We start from the raw sequence: 15843 nt of genomic DNA, 5'->3' as shown, positions 1-15843 counted from the left end.
CGCCCGGCGGGGCGCCACCGCACGTGGTCCGGAGCGGCGCGCAGGAGATGGGGTGCTACTTCTCCTCGCCCTCCACGAAGGTGCGGTGGAAGTTGAGCTTCTCGACGATCGGCTGGTCGCCGAAGCGGAACAGGTCGAAGCCGGTCTCGGCCTGGATCTGCCAGGCGGTCCAGGAGGGCACGACCACGAGGTCACCCTTCTCCACGACACGGACCTCGCCGTTGAGCACGAACCGGCCGCGGCCCTCGAAGACCTGGTAGACGCTGGAGCCGACCTCCCGGGTGGTGCGGGTCTGGGCACCGGGGCGGAAGCGGTGGAACTCGGCGCGGATGGTCGGCATCACGTCCCCGCCGGTGGTCGGGTTCACGAAGCGCACGGCCGCGTGGCCGGGCTCGACGGTGGCGGGGTAGCCCTCGTCCTCGATGGCCAGCTGCTCGGTGAGCGCGGCGTCGGTGTGCTCCCACCGGTAGGCCCCGATCGGGGAGGACACGGTGTTGACCAGACCCGACAGGGGCCGCAGGCCGGGGTGGCACCACAGCCGCTCCCCGCGGGAGTACTGCGGGGTGGACTCGTCGGTGACCCGGTCGATGCCGAACTCGAAGAACGCGGTGTCGGTGTAGTGCACGAACGGGATGTCGAGCCCGTCGATCCAGGCCATCGGCTGGTCGGTCTCGTTGTGGTGGCCGTGGAAGTTCCAGCCCGGGGTCAGCAGGAAGTCCCCGCGCGACATCCGCACGGGGTCGCCGTTGACCACCGTCCACACGCCTTCGCCCTCGACGACGAAGCGGAAGGCGTTCTGGGAGTGCCGGTGCTCGGGGGCCACCTCGTGGCCCCCGAGGTACTGGATGGCGCACCACAGGGTGGGGGTCGCGTACGGGCGCCCGCCCAGCCCCGGGTTGGCCAGCGCGATGGCCCGGCGCTCTCCGCCGCGGCCCACGGGCACCAGCTCACCGGCCCGCTCGGCCAGCGGCAGCAGGTTCCCCCACTCCCACACGAAGGGCACGGCGGCCGAGGCCGGGGCTTCGGGCATGAGGTCGCCGATCTCCGTCCACAGCGGGACCATGTGACCGGCCTCGAAGTCCCGGTACAGGGCGTCGAGCTGGACCTGCTCCTGAGGCGTGGGGGCCTGGACCGTCATCCGGTGGTCGTGAGTCAAGATGGGCTCCTCGGTGATCGCGGGTCGCGGGGCGGCTCACCCTGCGCTGTGCTGTGGGTTACGGGCCACGCTAGAGCAGGTGCCGGCGGAACCGGCAACAAATTCTGCTCTGCGGAATCTCGGCCGGGCTCCGGCGAGCGCTTCAGCGGGACCCGCCGGAGTCGACCTCCGCGGCGATCTCCCCGGCGATCTCCCCCTCGATCTCCCGGCACACCTCCCGCAGCGCCCGGATCACCGCCCGGTCCTCGATCACACCGGCCCGCTGCCCGGGCACGGACACCGACAGTGCGGCCAGGGCGCGCCCCTCGGGGTCCCGCACGGCACAGGCGACGGCGGAGACCCCGCGCTCGGCCTCCTCGCGGTTGAAGGCCAGCCCCACGGAACGGATCATGGCCAGGGACCGGACGAAGGAGCCGAAGGCGGCCTCGTCGAGGTACTCCCCCGCCGTCCGTGCCGAGCTCGTGCGGTACAGCCGCGCCAGGTCCTCCTCGGACAGGTAGGACAGCAGGACCTTGCCCGCCGAGGTGGCGGCCGCGGGCAGGACGGCACCCCGCCGGTCGCCGACCTTGAGCAGTCCCGCGCCCTCCACGGAGCTGAGGAAGCGGACCGTGGTGCCGACCCGGACCATGAGGTTCGTGGTCTCCTGGGTGCGCTCGCTGAGCAGCTCCAGATAGGGCTGGACGAGGGCGCGCAGCCGGCTGTGCGACCCGGACTCGGGCACCGAGACGCCGAGCCCGGGCCCCGCGAGGTAGCGGCGGGAGTCGTCCTGGACGGCGAAGCCGCGGTAGACGAGCATCGACAGCAGCCGGTGGGCGGTGGAGGGGGCGACGCCCAGTTCCTGCGCCACGTCCTTGAGCCGCACGCCGCCGGAGTCGCGCAGCATCTGGAGCAGGCGCAGGACGTTGTCCACGGACTGCAGGGAGTAGGCCGGCTTCCGCTCCAGGTCCTGGTTCTGCACGGGCCCAGTCTAGGCGCCCGCCGGGGTCCGGTGGAGATCCACAGCACACCGCATCTTCCACATGGCAGAATAATTTTCGGGAGCCCGGGGTCCCCGGCCCATCCTGGTGTGACGCGCCGCACTCGAGTGGCACCCATCACCTGTGAAACGGAGTCCCGATGTCCGCAACGGCTCTCGCCGACGCCGCCCCGCCCGCTCCGGCGGGGCGGCGCGCCCGCTGGATCGCCGTCCTCGTCTGCTGGCTGCTCATCGTCTTCGACGGCTACGACCTCATCGTCTTCGGCACCGTCAAGCCCTCCCTCATGGAGGAGTGGGGGATGTCCCAGGCGACCGCCGGCACGGTGGGCTCCTCGGCGTTCCTCGGCATGATGATCGGGGCGGTCTTCGCCGGCCGGCTCTCCGACGGGCTGGGCCGGAAGAAGACGGTCATCTGGTGCACGGTCGTCTTCTCGCTGGCGACCGTCGCGTGCGCCGTGGCCCCCAACGAGTGGGTCTTCGCGCTGCTGCGCCTCGTGGCGGGGCTCGGCCTGGGCGGTCTCGTGCCCTCGGCCAACGCCCTCGCCGCGGACTTCATCCCGCCGCGGTGGCGCTCGGCCATGGCCACGCTCATGATGTCCGGGGTGCCGATCGGCGGCTCCCTCGCCGCGCTGACCGGCATTCCCGTCATCCCCGCGGACTGGCTCGGCTGGGACGGCTGGCGGTGGATGTTCGTCTTCCCCGTCCTGGCCCTCGTCGTGCTGGTGCCCCTGGCCCTGAAGATGATCCCCGCCGACCCCGGCCGGGAGCAGCGGGCCGCCGCCGCCGCCGAGCAGGTGCACAGGCCCGGCTTCGGGTCCCTGCTGCGCCCGCCCCACCTGACCATGAGCGTCCTGTTCGCCGCCGCCACCCTCGCGACCCTCTTCGCCTGGTACGGGCTGGGCACCGAGCTGCCGAACCTCATGCGGCTGCAGGGCGCGCAGATCGGCGGGGCGCTGACGTTCGCCCTCGTCCTCAACCTCGGCGCGGTGCTGGGCTCCGTGCTCACGGCCTGGGCCGGGGACCGGTTCGGCCCGGTGCGCACCGGCGCCGTGGCCTCGGGCGCCGCCGCGGCCGGGCTGCTCGTGATCATGGTCGTCGGCGACGAGCCGGTCTGGCTGATCTACCTGATGCTCGTGCTCGCCGGCGTCGGCACGCACGGCACGCAGTCCCTGATCATCGGCGCCATCACCCTGTACTACCCGGACAGCCTCCGCGGCACCGCGCTCGGCTGGGCCCTGGGCGTGGGGCGCATCGGCGCCGTCCTCGCCCCGCAGACGGCCGGGCTCGTGCTCGGCGCCTACGCCGATCCCGCCGACGGCGTCCATCCCGTGTTCATGCTCTTCGCCGGCGCGGCGGCCGTCGCCACGGTCCTGCAGTTCGCCCTCCTGCCCGTCATCAGGAACGCCCGCCAGGCGCCCCGGGTCCACCGTCCCCGGCCGCTCGCCTGACCTCGTCCAGCCCAGCTCGAAAGGAATCACCACCATGGCACAGCACACCAAGGTCCTCGTCATCGGAGGCGGCATCGGCGGCTTCGGCAACGCCCTCGCCCTGCGCCGGCTCGGCGCGGAGGTCGAGCTCGTGGAGCAGGCCCCCGAGTTCGGGGAGGTCGGCGCCGGCCTGCAGATGTCCCCCAACGCCACCCGCCTGCTGCGCGAGTGGGGGGTGCTCGACCGGGCCGTCGAGACCGGCGTGGCTCCCCGGTACATCGTCTTCCGCGACGCCCTCACGGGCGAGGAGCTGCTGCGGGAGGACGTCACCGGCGAATACTACGAGCACTACGGCGCCCCCTACATCGTGGCCCACCGCTCGGACCTGCACCGCCTGCTCATGGAGGAGTGCACCGCGCTGGGCGTGACCCTGCACAACAACGTCCGGGTGGCCAGGACGGAGAACCTCGAGATCGACGGGCGCGCCGTGGCCCGGGCGACCGCCGACGACGGCCGGGTCTTCGAGGCCGACGCGATCGTCGCCGCGGACGGGATCAGGTCCGTGGTCCGCGCCCAGCTCTCCGACGACGAGCCCGTGGGCTCCGAGTACGTGGCCTACCGGGGCGCGCTGCCGGTCTCGCAGATCGAGCACTCCGGGGACATGGAGGCCGTGGTCGTGTGGATGGGGCCCGAGTGCCACCTCGTGCAGTACCCGCTGCGCCAGGGGGAGCTGTTCAACACCGTGGCGGTCTACCGCTCGCCGTCCTTCGCCGCCGGCCGGCTCGTCCACGAGGGCGACGACGAGCTGCGCGAGGCCTACCGGGACTGCGTGCCGGAGGTCCGGGCGGCGCTCGACAACCTCAGCCACGTCCAGCGCTGGCCCATGTTCGACCGGGTGCCGATCGAGAACTGGGTGGACGGCAACATCGCCCTGGCCGGCGACGCCGCGCACCCGATGCTGCAGTACCTCGCCCAGGGCGCCTGCCAGGCCCTCGAGGACGCCGCCGCGCTGGAGGCCATCGCCTCGACGTCGGTGTTCGCGGACCCGGAGCACCACGACCCCTCGCGGTGGAACGCCGTGTTCCGGGAGTACAACGCCGTCCGCCAGCCCCGCACCGCGCGGATCCAGGCGACGGCGCGGGTCTGGGGCGAGTCCTGGCACCTCACCGGCCCGGTCGAACGGACGGTGCGCAACCTGCTGTGGAAGTCCGCGGACAAGCACGGCATCTGGGACTACACCGACTGGCTCTACGGCGAGCAGGACTACACCTCGGCCCGGGCGGACGCCCAGCGCGCCGGGACCGGCACGGCCGGCTGAGCAGGGCGGTCCGGTCCCGTCCCCGGGCCGCGCCCCGGCACCTCGCAGTGCCGGGGCGCGGTCCGTCCCCGGTTCCCGCCGGGGATCAGTCCGCGGGCTCGGCGAGCACGACGGAGTCCTCCACGACCGTGGCCGCCCCGGCCGCCAGGAGGTTCTCCACGACGGCGGTCAGCGGCTCCATCGACCCGTCCACCTGGAACTGCACGGGGTGGTGGTGGGCCAGCAGCGCGAGCAGCTGCTCGAGCGCGGGGCCCGCCGCGGCGTCCCCCGGCGTCCAGCCGAGCATGACGTGGGCGGGGGCGTCCTCCTCCGGGGCCGGGGCGTCCGGGGCGGCGTCGAGCTCGACGGGCCGGTAGCTCACGGCGAACGCGGAGATCCTGCCCCGCTCCCCCGGGCCCACGCCGTTGCGCAGCACCAGGGCCCCGAAGGCGTGTGCGGCGTCGGAGAGGAACAGCTGGTTGACCCGGCCCACGGTCAGCTCCGCGGGCTCGTCCCAGTCGTGCACGGAGCGGTAGAACGCCCACAGCGCCCGGGTGAGCTCCACGGAGCCGGTGGCCAGGTCCTCGACGGCCTGCGCCGGCGTCCCGTCGGGGTGCTCCCGCAGCGGCTGGAGGGGCAGCGCCCCGGCCGCCACGCGGACCACGCGCGAGTTCTGGACGGGGTCCAGCCCGGCGGCCCGCGCGAACCGTTCACCGGCCGAGCCGGGCGCGGCCTTCGTGCGCAGGGCCTGCACGCCCGAGGGCGAGCCCGCCGCCTCGGTGCGCAGCCGTTCCAGCAGGGCCCGTCCGAGCCCCTCGCCGCGGCGGTCGGGGGCGACCTCCACGTAGGCCCACAGCCGCGACGGGTGCAGCGCCGACTCGTAGACCGTGCCGGCCGCGATCGGCACCCCGGAGTCCTCCGCCACCACGGTGCGGGACCACGGGGCGTCGTCGTCGGGGCGCAGGATCGCCCGGAAGGCCGCGGCCTGGGGCGTCTCCGGATCGGGCCACACCTCGAGCAGCCGCAGGTCGTCCCCGTCCCGCCAGGGCCGCAGCCCGGGGCCGGTCAGTGCGCCGCTCATCAGCGGACGAGCTTCCCGGCGAGGTAGGACTTCACCTGGTCGAGGGCCACGCGCTCCTGGGTCATCGCGTCCCGCTCGCGGATGGTCACGGCCTGGTCCTCGAGGGTGTCGAAGTCCACCGTGATGCAGAACGGGGTGCCGATCTCGTCCTGGCGGCGGTAGCGCCGCCCGATCGCCCCCGAGTCGTCGAAGTCGATGTTCCAGCTCCGGCGCAGCTCGGCGGCCAGGTCCTTGGCCTTCGGCGAGAGGTCCTCGTTGCGGGACAGCGGCAGCACCGCGGCCTTGACCGGGGCCAGGCGCGGGTCCAGCTTGAGCACCGTGCGCTTGTCCACCCCGCCCTTCGAGTTGGGGGCCTCGTCCTCGGTGTACGCGTCCACGAGGAAGGCCATCATCGAGCGGGTCAGGCCGAAGGACGGCTCGATCACGTACGGGACGTAGCGCTCGTTGGTCTGCTGGTCGAAGTAGCTGAGGTCCGTGTTCGAGTGCTCGTTGTGCACACCGAGGTCGTAGTCGGTCCGGTTGGCCACGCCCATCAGCTCGCCCCACGGGTTGCCCTGGAAGCCGAACCGGTACTCGATGTCGATGGTGCCGGCGGAGTAGTGCGCCCGGTCGTCCTCGGGGACGTCGTAGCGGCGCATGTGGCCGGGGTCGATGCCCAGGTCCGTGAACCAGTTCCAGCACGCCTCGACCCACTCGTCGAACCAGTGCCCGGCCTCGGACGGGTGGGTGAAGTACTCGATCTCCATCTGCTCGAATTCGCGCGTGCGGAAGATGAAGTTGCCGGGGGTGATCTCGTTGCGGAACGCCTTGCCGATCTGGCCGATCCCGAACGGCGGCTTCTTCCGGGCCGCGGTGACCACGTTGTTGAAGTTCACGAAGATGCCCTGCGCCGTCTCGGGCCGCAGGTAGTGCAGGCCCTCCTGGTTGTCGACCGGGCCGAGGAACGTCTTGAGCAGCCCGGAGAACTGCTGCGGGTCCGTCCACTGGCCCTTGGTCCCGCAGTTGGGGCAGGGGATGTCGGCCATGCCGTTCTCCGGGGCGCGGCCCTTCTTCTCCTCGAACGCCTCGACCAGGTGGTCCTGTCGGGCGCGCTTGTGGCAGGAGGTGCACTCCACGAGTGGGTCCGTGAAGGTCGCCACGTGCCCCGAGGCCTCCCACACGGCCTTCGGGAGGATGATCGAGGAGTCGAGGCCCACCATGTCCTCGCGGCCGCGCACGAAGGTCTGCCACCACTCGTGCTTGATGTTCTCCTTGAGTTCCGCGCCGAGGGGCCCGTAGTCCCAGGCCGAGCGGGAACCGCCGTAGATCTCACCCGCCTGGAACACGAAACCGCGGCGCTTGGCCAGCGAGATGACGTTGTCCAGCGTGGACTTGGGGGCCATGTGGAATTCCTCCGGGGTCTCGCCCGACCGCCGGCTGCGGACGCGCGTGGTGGGTGGTGTGGCCCGGCGGTGGGCCGGGCGGGAACCGGCCGTCGGCGGCCGTCACGAACGGGGACGCCGCGTGCGACGTCCCCGACCCAGGGTAGCCAATTCCCGCCGTGCCCGCCGACCGCCCGGGACCTGGGACAATGGGGGCATGACGACTTCCCAGCAGCCCGGCGGCCCTGACGACCTGCCCATCCGCGACGACATGATCCGGCTGGGCCAGGCCCTCAAGCTGGCGAACCTCGCCGAGGACGGGGCGCACGCCCGGGGCCTCGTGGAGGACGGTCAGGTCTCGGTCAACGGCGAGGTCGAGACGCGGCGCGGCCGGCAGCTGCGCCCGGGGGACGTCGTGTCCGCCGGCGGCGCCTCGGTCCGGATCACCGCGGGGGGCTGATCCGGCGGGCCCGCTCGCCCAGCACCACGTGGGTGAGGTACTCGCGCACGTGCCCGACCTCCTGCGGGCTGATCCCGTGGCCGACCCCGGTGTACTGCACCTTCATGACGTCGGCGTGCTCCAGCGCCCACTCGGCGGTGGAGTCCACGAGCTCCTGCGGAATGACCGGGTCCTGCGGGTCGCGGCCCCAGAACATCCGCAGCGGCTGCTCCCGCAGCCGGTCGTCGGCGAAGAGGGGGTGCTCCCCGGGCACCACGAACCCGGAGAGGCCGACGACCGCGGCGATCTCCCCCGGCATGTGGCGGGCGAGGGACGTGGCCATGGCCATGCCCTGGGAGAACCCGAGCAGCGTGATGCTGGGGTGGTCCGCGGCCAGCTCCCGCAGCCACGCCGCGACGGGCGCCACCGCCTCGGCGACCCGGTCGAGGGAGAAGCTGAGGTCCGCGGCCAGCGGGAACCACTGGTAGCCGAACCGGATGGGCTGGGGCGCGCGCAGGGACGCCACGCTGAACTCGCCCGGCAGGGCCGGGACGAGGCCCATGAGGTCCTGCTCGTGCGAGCCGTAGCCGTGCAGGAGCACGAGCAGCGGGGTGCCGGGGCGGGCGTCGGCGTCGTTGCTCCACACGGCGAAGGGGGTGGCGGTCCCGGCCGGGACGGTGGCGTCGATCATGGCACCAGTGTGCCACCCGGGGCCGGATCGCGATCCACGACGAGAACGTGCGCGTGGTCGCGTCCCGGCACGACGCCGTCCCGGTGGACCTGTGGGGCCTGCGGGAGCTCGAGGACCCGGCGCTGTGGGACCCCGGACCGGACGGGCCGGGCGCCCCCGGCTCAGTGCTCGCGCAGCACGGTCTCCACGAGCAGCTTGCCGAGCTGGGGCGTCTCGATGAGGAAGCCGTCGTGGCCCGACGGCGAGGTGAGGGTGTGCCGCCGGACGTCCCCGGGCAGCGCGGCGGCGAGGACGTCGGACTCGTGGGGCAGGTAGAGCCGGTCGGAGTCCACCGCCGCCACCAGCCACTCGCACGAGGTCACGGACAGCGCCTCCTCGAGCGTGCCGCGGCCCCGGGCCACGTCGTGGGACATCAGCGTCTCGTTGACGGCGAGGTAGCTGTTGGCGTCGAAGCGGCCGGCCAGCTTGGACGCCTGGTGGTCGAGGTAGCTCTCCACCTGGTAGCGCCCCCGCCCGTCGGCGTGCGTGTCGATGACCTGCTCGTCGGCCTGCGGCGAGCGCCCGAAGCGGTGGTGCAGCTCGTCGGCCGAGCGGTAGGTGATGTGGGCGATCCGCCGTGCCAGGCCCAGGCCCGTGACGGGCGGCGGGCCGTCGTAGTAGTCCCCGCCCCGGAAGTGGGGGTCCTGGCGGATCGCGAGCTTCTGCGCCTGGCCCCAGGCGAGCTGCTCGGCGCTGGACTGGGCGCACGCGGCGACCACCGCGCACGCCCGGACGCGGTCCGGGTAGGTTACGGCCCACTCCAGGGCCCGGGCCCCGCCCATGGAGCCGCCGATGACCAGGCGCCAGGCGTCGATGCCTAGGGCGTCGGCCAGGGCCGCCTCGGCGTGCACGCAGTCCCGGACGGTGACGAGCGGGAAGCGGGAGCCCCAGGGGCGGCCCTGGGGGTCCACCTCCGGCGGCGCGGGGGTCGCCGGGCCCGTGGACCCGTAGCAGCCGCCCAGGATGTTGGTGCAGACCACGAACCAGCGGTCCGTGTCGATGGCGGCGCCGGGGCCGACGAGGCCCTCCCACCAGCCGCCGCTCTGCGCGGCGCGCCGCTCGGCCTCGGGGGCGCCGGGGCGGGCCCGGCCGGTCGCCACGTGGGTGTCCCCGGTGAGGGCGTGCTCCACCAGGACCGCGTTGGAGCCGTCCGGGGCGAGCGTCCCCCAGGTCTCGTAGGCGATCCGGACCCCGGGCAGCCGGAAACCCGACTCGAGCTCCAGCTCGCCGATCCCGGCCACCCGCGGCACGCCGTCCTCGCGCACGGTGGTCCCGGCGTCCGTGCCCCCCACGACCGTCACGGTCACTCCTGCCCTCCGTGCGCGGCCGCGGCCGCGGCGAAGCCCTGTTCCAGGTCCGCCAGGATGTCGTCGATGTTCTCCAGGCCCACGGACAGCCGCACGAAGCCGGGTTCCACGCCGGCGGCCAGCTGCTCCTCGGGCAGGAGCTGGCTGTGCGTGGTGGACGCCGGGTGGATCACGAGGGAGCGGACGTCGCCGATGTTCGCGACGTTCGAGTGCAGGGTCAGGGCGTCCACGAAGGCCGCTCCGGCCTCCCGGCCGCCGTCGAGGACGAAGCCCAGGATCGATCCGGCGCCCCGGGGCGCGTACTTCTGCGCCCGCTCGTGCCACGGGGAGGACTCCAGCCCGGCCCAGGACACCGCGCGCACGTCCTCGCGCGCCTCGAGCCAGCGGGCCACCCTCCCGGCGTTGGCCACGTGCCGCTCCATCCGCAGGGACAGCGTCTCGATGCCCTGTTCGATGAGGAACGCGTTGAACGGGGAGATCGCCGAGCCGAGGTCGCGCAGCAGCTGCACGCGGGCCTTGAGGATGTAGGACAGGTTGACGCCGAAGGGGCCCTCCGCGCCCAGGGCCTCGGCGTAGACGAGGCCGCCGTAGGACTCGTCCGGCTGGTTGAAGCCGGGGAAGCGCTCGGGGTAGCGGCCGAAGTCGAAGTTCCCGGAGTCCACGATCACGCCGCCGATGGCGGTGCCGTGCCCGCCCAGGAACTTGGTGGCCGAGTGCACCACGATGTCCGCGCCCCAGCGGAAGGGCTGGATGAGGTACGGGGTCGCGACGGTGTTGTCCACGATCAGCGGCACCTCGTGGTCGTGGGCGATCCCGGAGACCGTCTCGAGGTCGAGGACGTCGTTGCGCGGGTTCGGGATCGTCTCCGCGTAGAAGGCCTTCGTGTTCGGCCGGACCGCCCGGCGCCAGGCCTCGGGGTCGTCCGGGTCCGCCACGAAGGTGGTCTCGATGCCGAGCTTCGGCAGCGTGAACTTCAGGAGGTTGTAGGTCCCGCCGTACAGGCTGGGGCTGGCCACGACGTGGTCGCCCGCGCCGGCGACGTTGAGCACGGCGAAGGTCGTCGCCGACTGCCCCGCGCTGAGCATGAGGGCGCCCACGCCGCCCTCCAGGGCGGCGATCCGGTTCTCCACGACCTCCGTGGTCGGGTTGCCGATCCGCGTGTAGATCGGGCCGAGCTCGGCGAGCGCGAAGCGGTCGGCGGCGGCCTGGGCGTCGGGGAAGACGAAGGACGTGGTCTGGTGGATCGGCAGGGCGCGGGAGCCGGTGACCGGGTCGGGACTCTGTCCCGCATGGATCTGCCGGGTCTCGAAGGCCCAGCCCCCGGGGTTCGCCGGGGTGGGGCGTTCGGCCGGGGCCAGGTCGGTCGGGGCGGCGGAGACGCCGGTGCTGGAGGCGGGGAGGTCGGACATGCCGTGGGACTCCTTGCGGATCTCAGGGGTCCCGTCCCGGCCGAGGCGGTGCGGCCGGGAAGGGCCGGGCGCCGGGGACCCGCGCTTGCTCGCTCGCCGGTCGCGAGGAGCCTGGTCTTCACCCAGGGCACCCCACCGCGGTGGAGGGTTGCCGGCCAGCTAGCTGGGGCTTGGACGCTGGCGCTCATGACCTGGACAGCATTCTCCGGACCCGGGCGACACGGCGTCAAGCCGGGCCGCGTCGTGACGCCCGGCGCCGGGCCTCACCCGCACCGCGCCCGGCGCGTCGCGGGCCGATTTGGAGACGAAAGTCACACGGTGCCACGATGTGCCCATGAGAGTCGACCACGTGTCCTACGCCTGCCGCCCGGAGGGCCTGGCGGCCACCACCGAGCGCATCGCGAACCAGCTCGGGATCGAGCCGGTCAAGGGCGGGGTGCACCCCCGTTTCGGCACCCGCAACATGATCCTGCCGCTGACGAACCACCAGTACGTGGAGGTCGTCGAGGTCCTCCCGCACCCGGCTGCGGAGAAGGCTCCCTTCGGCCAGGCCGTGCGCGCCCGGTCCGAGGCCGGCGGCGGCTGGCTGGGCTGGGTCGTGGAGGTCGACGACCTCGCCCCCTTCGAGCAGCGCCTCGGGCGCCGGTCCGTGCCCGGTCAGCGGGTGTTCCCGGACGGCCGGTGCCTGGAGTGGCACCAGATCGGCGTCAAGGGCCTGATCGCCGACCCGCAGCTGCCGTTCATGGTCCGCTTCGACTCCGCCCCGGAGATGCACCCGTCCCAGGCGAGGCTCACGGACGTCGGGCTCGCGGGCATGTGCATCGCCGGGTCCCCGGAGCGGGTCGCGGAGTGGCTGGGCGCCCCCGTCGAGACCGCGCTCGAGGACCTCGAGGTCGACTGGCGCTATCCGGACGGCACCCCGGGAGTGCTCTCCGTCACCTTCAGCACCCCGGACGGGCCCGTCACCATCTGAGGCCCGGCCGCGGTCCGGGCGGCGGGCCGCAGCCGGGCGGGGCCGGGCTCAGCCCAGGAACCGGGCGGCGCCGAGGAAGCCCACGGCGTCCAGCAGGAAGTGCGCGACGACGAGGGGCATCACCCGCCCGGTGCGCCGGTAGAGCTCCGCGAAGACGAGGCCCATCACCACGTTGCCGAGGAAGGGCCCGATCCCCTGGTAGAGGTGGTAGCTGCCGCGGAACAGGGCGGTGACCACGAGCACCACGGGCCAGCTCCAGCCGATGCGGGTCAGCCGGTCCGCGAGGAACGCGACCACGACGACCTCCTCGACCAGGGCGTGGCGCAGGGCCGAGAGCAGCAGCACGGGCACCGTCCACCAGTGCTCGGCGAGCCCGGACGTGCTGACCTCCGCGGTGACGCCCAGGGCCCGGCCGGCGCCGTAGAGCGCCAGCGTCCCCAGGCCCATGAGCAGGAAGAGCACGGTGCCGAGGCCGAGGTCCGGGAGGGGCATGCGGGCGTCGAGACCGATCCGCCGGCGGACCGTGCCCAGGGCACCGGCGGAGCCGGCGAGCAGGTAGAGCGCGAGCAGCACCGGCACCAGGTCCAGGGCGATGCCGGTGAGCTGGCGCAGCAGGTCGAAGAGGGGCTGCAGGCTCAGCGGCGGGTTCATCGTGGCCTGCGCCTCGGACAGCGGCCCGCGCGCCAGGTGCTCCGCGAGGGACAGCAGCGCGTATAGGGCCGAGGCACCCAGGGACACCCCGAGCACCAGCAGCACCTGCAGCCACAGGTCGGCGCGGGTGGATCCGAAGGCGGGCGGTCGCGGGGCGAGATGGGCCGGGGTGCTCATGCGGCCATTCTGGCACCGGCGCACCGGCCGGCCCGCGCACCCCGCGGCGGGCGCCCCGGGCCGTCCGCCCCGCGGCGTCTTCCCTAGGATGGGAACCATGACTGTCCTTCCCCCGCAGATCCGCCAGCAGCCCGTCGAGCGCGCCTTCCACGGCCACGTGTTCTCCGACCCGTACGAGTGGATGCGGGACAAGGACTCCCCCGAGGTGCTGGCCCACCTCGCCGCGGAGAACGAGTACGCGGAGTCCGCCACCGCCCACCTCGCGGAGCTGCGGGAGACGATCTTCGGGGAGATCAAGGACCGCACCCAGGAGACCGACCTGTCCGTGCCCAGCCGGCGCGGCGGCTGGTGGTACTTCGCCCGCACGGTGGAGGGCGGCGCGCACCAGGTGTTCTGCCGGGTCCCGGCCGTGAGCACCGGCGACGTCATCGCGGACTGGACCCCGCCCGTCGTCGAGCCCGGCACCCCCATGACCGGGGAGCAGGTGCTCCTCGACGCCAACGCGGAGGCCGCCGAGCACGAGTTCTACTCCCTCGGCAGCTTCGACGTCTCCGAGGACGGGGAGCTGCTGGCCTGGGCCGAGGACGTCACCGGCGACGAGCGCTTCACCCTGCGCGTGCGGGACCTCACCACGGGAGCCCTGCTCGCCGACGAGATCCCCGGGACCTTCTACGGGTCCTTCCTCTCCCCGGACGCCCGCGCCGTGTACTACACGGTGGTGGACGAGTCCTGGCGCCCCCACCAGCTGCGCCGGCACGAGCTGGGCACCCCGCTGGCCGAGGACGTCGTCGTCCACGAGGAGACCGACCCCGGTCTCTGGCTCGGGGCGGGCCTGTCCGCGGACCGCCGCTGGATCGTGGTGGAGGCGATGTGCTCCGAGTTCTCCGAGCAGCTCATCCAGCCGGTCGCGGACCCGTCGGCACCGCTGCAGGTCGTGCTGCCCCGCACCGACCGAGTGCTCTACGAGGCGGAGCCCCTGCTGCTGGACGGCCGGGAGCAGATCCTGCTGACCCACGACCACGACGCCCCGAACTCCCGGATCTCCCTCATGGACCCGGCCGACCTCGGCCGCCCGGTCGCGGAGGTGGCCCTGCGGGACGTCGTGCCGGCCTCCGACACCGTCCGCGTCAACGGCTGCGCCGTCACGGCCACCCACCTGGTGGTCTCCGTCCGGGCGGACACCACGCTGCGGGTCCGGCTGCTCCCGCTCGCCGGGCTGGGCACGGCCGCTCAGGCCGACCCCGTGGAGCCGGCGTTCGCCGAGGAGCTCTACACCGCGAGCGTCTCCGCCGCGGAGCACGACGCCCCCGTACTGCGGCTGTCCTACACGTCCTTCACGACGCCCCCGCGCGTCTACGACGTCTTCGTGGCCGGCGCCACCGGGGACGACGCCGCCCTGCCCGCCGAGCCGCTGCTGCGGCGCGAGGCCACGGTGCTCGGCGGCTACGACCCCGCCGACTACGCGGTCGAGCGGGACTGGGCCACCGCCGCGGACGGCACCCGCATCCCCGTCTCCCTGGTCCGCCGGGCGGACCTCGACCCCGCCGCGCCGGCGCCGGTGCTGCAGTACGCCTACGGCTCCTACGAGCACAGCACCGACCCCGCGTTCTCGGTCTCGCGGCTGTCCCTGCTGGACCGCGGCGTGGTCTGGGCCGTGGCGCACGTGCGCGGCGGCGGGGAGCTCGGCCGCACCTGGTACGAGCACGGCAAGAAGCTGCACAAGACCAACACCTTCACCGACTACGTGGCGGTCACCGAGCACCTCGCGGCCCGGCCGGACGTCGACGAGCGGCGGATCCTGGTGATGGGCGGCTCCGCCGGAGGGCTGCTGGTGGGCGCGGTGCTCAACCTCGCCCCCGAGCGGTACTGCGGGGCGCTCGCGGCCGTGCCGTTCGTGGACCCGCTGACGTCCATCCTCGACCCGTCCCTGCCGCTCACGGCCCTGGAGTGGGAGGAGTGGGGCAACCCCATCGAGGACGCGCACGTCTACCGGTACATGCGCGACTACTCCCCCTACGAGAACGTCCGCGCCCTGCCCTACCCCCCGGTCCTCGCGGTCACGAGCCTCAACGACACCCGCGTGCTCTACGTGGAGCCCGCCAAGTGGGTCGCCGCGCTGCGGGAGGCCTCGACCTCCGGGGAACCGGTGCTGCTGCGCTGCGAGATGGCCGGTGGCCACGGCGGCGCCTCGGGGCGGTACTCGCAGTGGAAGGACACCGCCTGGGAGTACGCCTGGGTGCTCGACCGGATGGGCCTCGCCGGGGCCTGAGCCGCCGACGGCCCCCGCCGACCGTGCGCACCGTGGCCCCGGACCTGCGCGGTCACGGCGAGGCGGACAAGCCGTCGCACGGCTATGCACTGACCGACTGTGCCGACGACGTGGTAGCGCTGCTGGACTCCCTCGCTCTGCCGACGGCCGTCCTGCTGGGCTCGTCGAGCGGCGGGTACGTGGCCCAGCAGGTGGCGCTCGACCATCCCCGGCGGGTGGCCGGCCTCGTCCTGGTGGGATCTCCGCGCAGCCTGCAGGGCCGGGCGCCCTTCGCCGACGAGATCGAGCGGTTGCGCGACCCCGTCGACCCCGCGTGGGTCCGGGCCTTCCTCGACTGGTTCCCCACGGTCCGTCCGGTCCCCGCCCGGTACCTGGACGACAGGGTCCGGGACGGCGCCCGGATGCCTGCCGCGGTGTGGCGGCGGACCCTCGAGGGCCTCACCTCGGCACGGCCCCCGACCACTGCCGGGACGATCACCGCCCCGACGCTCGTCCTGTGGGGCGAGCGCGACAACGTCCTGGCGCGCGAGGACCAGGAATGGGCTGGCCGCAGCCGTCCCCGGCTCCCGGCTGGTCGTCTACGAGGAGAC

13 protein-coding genes, 1 pseudogene and 1 riboswitch are annotated in these 15843 nt (G+C 73.5%); of the genes and pseudogenes, 6 read left to right on the top strand and 8 right to left on the bottom strand.

Features of this window, described 5'->3' with window-relative positions; all coding sequences use genetic code 11:
* Nucleotides 1–55 precede the first annotated feature (55 nt).
* Nucleotides 56–1138, bottom strand: a complete 1083-nt coding sequence (locus ABD220_RS01045) for a cupin domain-containing protein (protein WP_344119284.1) — start codon at nucleotides 1136–1138, stop codon at nucleotides 56–58.
* Between the two features lie 160 nt (nucleotides 1139–1298).
* Nucleotides 1299–2114, bottom strand: coding sequence for an IclR family transcriptional regulator (locus ABD220_RS01040; RefSeq protein WP_344119040.1), 816 nt, complete (start codon nucleotides 2112–2114; stop codon nucleotides 1299–1301).
* A gap of 158 nt (nucleotides 2115–2272) precedes the next feature.
* Here ABD220_RS01040 and ABD220_RS01035 point away from each other — a divergent pair, with 158 nt between their 5' ends.
* Both ABD220_RS01035 and ABD220_RS01030 read left to right on the top strand, forming a co-directional pair.
* Complete coding sequence (locus tag ABD220_RS01035; RefSeq protein WP_344119038.1) at nucleotides 2273–3580, top strand: MFS transporter; 1308 nt, start codon at nucleotides 2273–2275, stop codon at nucleotides 3578–3580.
* Nucleotides 3581–3614: 34 nt separating this feature from the next.
* Nucleotides 3615–4877, top strand: a complete 1263-nt coding sequence (locus ABD220_RS01030; RefSeq protein WP_344119036.1) for an FAD-dependent monooxygenase — start codon at nucleotides 3615–3617, stop codon at nucleotides 4875–4877.
* 85 nt (nucleotides 4878–4962) lie between these two features.
* Here the strand turns inward: ABD220_RS01030 and ABD220_RS01025 are convergent, their stop codons facing one another.
* Together ABD220_RS01025 and ABD220_RS01020 are read right to left on the bottom strand one after the other, a co-directional pair.
* Nucleotides 4963–5937: a GNAT family N-acetyltransferase gene (locus tag ABD220_RS01025; RefSeq protein ID WP_344119034.1), complete on the bottom strand. Its 975-nt coding sequence runs from the start codon at nucleotides 5935–5937 to the stop codon at nucleotides 4963–4965.
* Nucleotides 5937–7319 carry a glycine--tRNA ligase gene (locus ABD220_RS01020; RefSeq protein WP_344119032.1) on the bottom strand — a complete coding sequence of 461 codons (1383 nt, stop codon included), beginning with the start codon at nucleotides 7317–7319 and terminating at the stop codon, nucleotides 5937–5939. Before ABD220_RS01020 ends, ABD220_RS01025 begins: the two co-directional genes overlap by 1 nt.
* Before the next feature lie 196 nt (nucleotides 7320–7515).
* Between ABD220_RS01020 and ABD220_RS01015 the strand changes: the two genes are divergently transcribed.
* A complete protein-coding gene (locus ABD220_RS01015; RefSeq protein ID WP_344119030.1) occupies nucleotides 7516–7758 on the top strand; it encodes an RNA-binding S4 domain-containing protein in 243 nt (80 codons plus the stop codon).
* On the opposite strand, the gene ABD220_RS01010 is transcribed toward ABD220_RS01015, so the two are convergent.
* From ABD220_RS01010 to ABD220_RS01000, 3 genes are all read right to left on the bottom strand, one after another.
* Nucleotides 7742–8428, bottom strand: a complete 687-nt coding sequence (locus tag ABD220_RS01010; protein ID WP_344119028.1) for an alpha/beta hydrolase — start codon at nucleotides 8426–8428, stop codon at nucleotides 7742–7744. The genes ABD220_RS01015 and ABD220_RS01010 overlap by 17 nt on opposite strands.
* A 161-nt stretch (nucleotides 8429–8589) precedes the next feature.
* Nucleotides 8590–9774 (bottom strand): homoserine O-acetyltransferase MetX, encoded by a 1185-nt coding sequence (gene metX / locus ABD220_RS01005; RefSeq protein ID WP_344119027.1) that lies wholly within the window; start codon nucleotides 9772–9774, stop codon nucleotides 8590–8592.
* Entirely contained in the window at nucleotides 9771–11183 is a 1413-nt protein-coding gene (locus ABD220_RS01000; protein WP_344119025.1) for a bifunctional o-acetylhomoserine/o-acetylserine sulfhydrylase, read from the bottom strand. Before ABD220_RS01000 ends, metX begins: the two co-directional genes overlap by 4 nt.
* A 76-nt stretch (nucleotides 11184–11259) precedes the next feature.
* Nucleotides 11260–11375: riboswitch (SAM riboswitch) on the bottom strand.
* Nucleotides 11376–11517: 142 nt separating this feature from the next.
* Between ABD220_RS01000 and ABD220_RS00995 the strand changes: the two genes are divergently transcribed.
* Entirely contained in the window at nucleotides 11518–12156 is a 639-nt protein-coding gene (locus tag ABD220_RS00995) for a VOC family protein (RefSeq protein WP_344119023.1), read from the top strand.
* 48 nt (nucleotides 12157–12204) lie between these two features.
* On the opposite strand, the gene ABD220_RS00990 is transcribed toward ABD220_RS00995, so the two are convergent.
* Entirely contained in the window at nucleotides 12205–12984 is a 780-nt protein-coding gene (locus ABD220_RS00990) for a CPBP family intramembrane glutamic endopeptidase (protein WP_344119022.1), read from the bottom strand.
* Between the two features lie 97 nt (nucleotides 12985–13081).
* On the opposite strand from ABD220_RS00990, the gene ABD220_RS00985 reads away from it, so the two are divergent.
* Nucleotides 13082–15253, top strand: coding sequence for a S9 family peptidase (locus ABD220_RS00985; RefSeq protein ID WP_344119021.1), 2172 nt, complete (start codon nucleotides 13082–13084; stop codon nucleotides 15251–15253).
* Nucleotides 15190–15783: pseudogene (locus ABD220_RS17995) on the top strand (alpha/beta fold hydrolase); the annotation flags it as partial. The gene ABD220_RS00985 and the pseudogene ABD220_RS17995, both read left to right, overlap by 64 nt.
* Between the last annotated feature and the right edge of the window lie 60 nt (nucleotides 15784–15843).

The organism is Kocuria aegyptia, from assembly GCF_039530085.1.
Taxonomy (GTDB): Bacteria; Actinomycetota; Actinomycetes; order Actinomycetales; family Micrococcaceae; genus Kocuria; species Kocuria aegyptia.
This window is presented reverse-complemented; position numbering and strand designations above follow the sequence as displayed.

Coding starts and splice junctions, on each gene's coding strand:
- ABD220_RS00990 (WP_344119022.1), bottom strand. CDS start 12,984: ATGAGCACCCCGGCCCATCTCGCCCCGCGACCGCCCGCCTTCGGATCC.
- ABD220_RS01025 (WP_344119034.1), bottom strand. CDS start 5,937: ATGAGCGGCGCACTGACCGGCCCCGGGCTGCGGCCCTGGCGGGACGGG.
- ABD220_RS01035 (WP_344119038.1), top strand. CDS start 2,273: ATGTCCGCAACGGCTCTCGCCGACGCCGCCCCGCCCGCTCCGGCGGGG.
- ABD220_RS01045 (WP_344119284.1), bottom strand. CDS start 1,138: ATGACGGTCCAGGCCCCCACGCCTCAGGAGCAGGTCCAGCTCGACGCC.
- ABD220_RS01020 (WP_344119032.1), bottom strand. CDS start 7,319: ATGGCCCCCAAGTCCACGCTGGACAACGTCATCTCGCTGGCCAAGCGC.
- ABD220_RS00985 (WP_344119021.1), top strand. CDS start 13,082: ATGACTGTCCTTCCCCCGCAGATCCGCCAGCAGCCCGTCGAGCGCGCC.
- ABD220_RS01015 (WP_344119030.1), top strand. CDS start 7,516: ATGACGACTTCCCAGCAGCCCGGCGGCCCTGACGACCTGCCCATCCGC.
- ABD220_RS01030 (WP_344119036.1), top strand. CDS start 3,615: ATGGCACAGCACACCAAGGTCCTCGTCATCGGAGGCGGCATCGGCGGC.
- ABD220_RS01010 (WP_344119028.1), bottom strand. CDS start 8,428: ATGATCGACGCCACCGTCCCGGCCGGGACCGCCACCCCCTTCGCCGTG.
- ABD220_RS01000 (WP_344119025.1), bottom strand. CDS start 11,183: ATGTCCGACCTCCCCGCCTCCAGCACCGGCGTCTCCGCCGCCCCGACC.
- ABD220_RS00995 (WP_344119023.1), top strand. CDS start 11,518: ATGAGAGTCGACCACGTGTCCTACGCCTGCCGCCCGGAGGGCCTGGCG.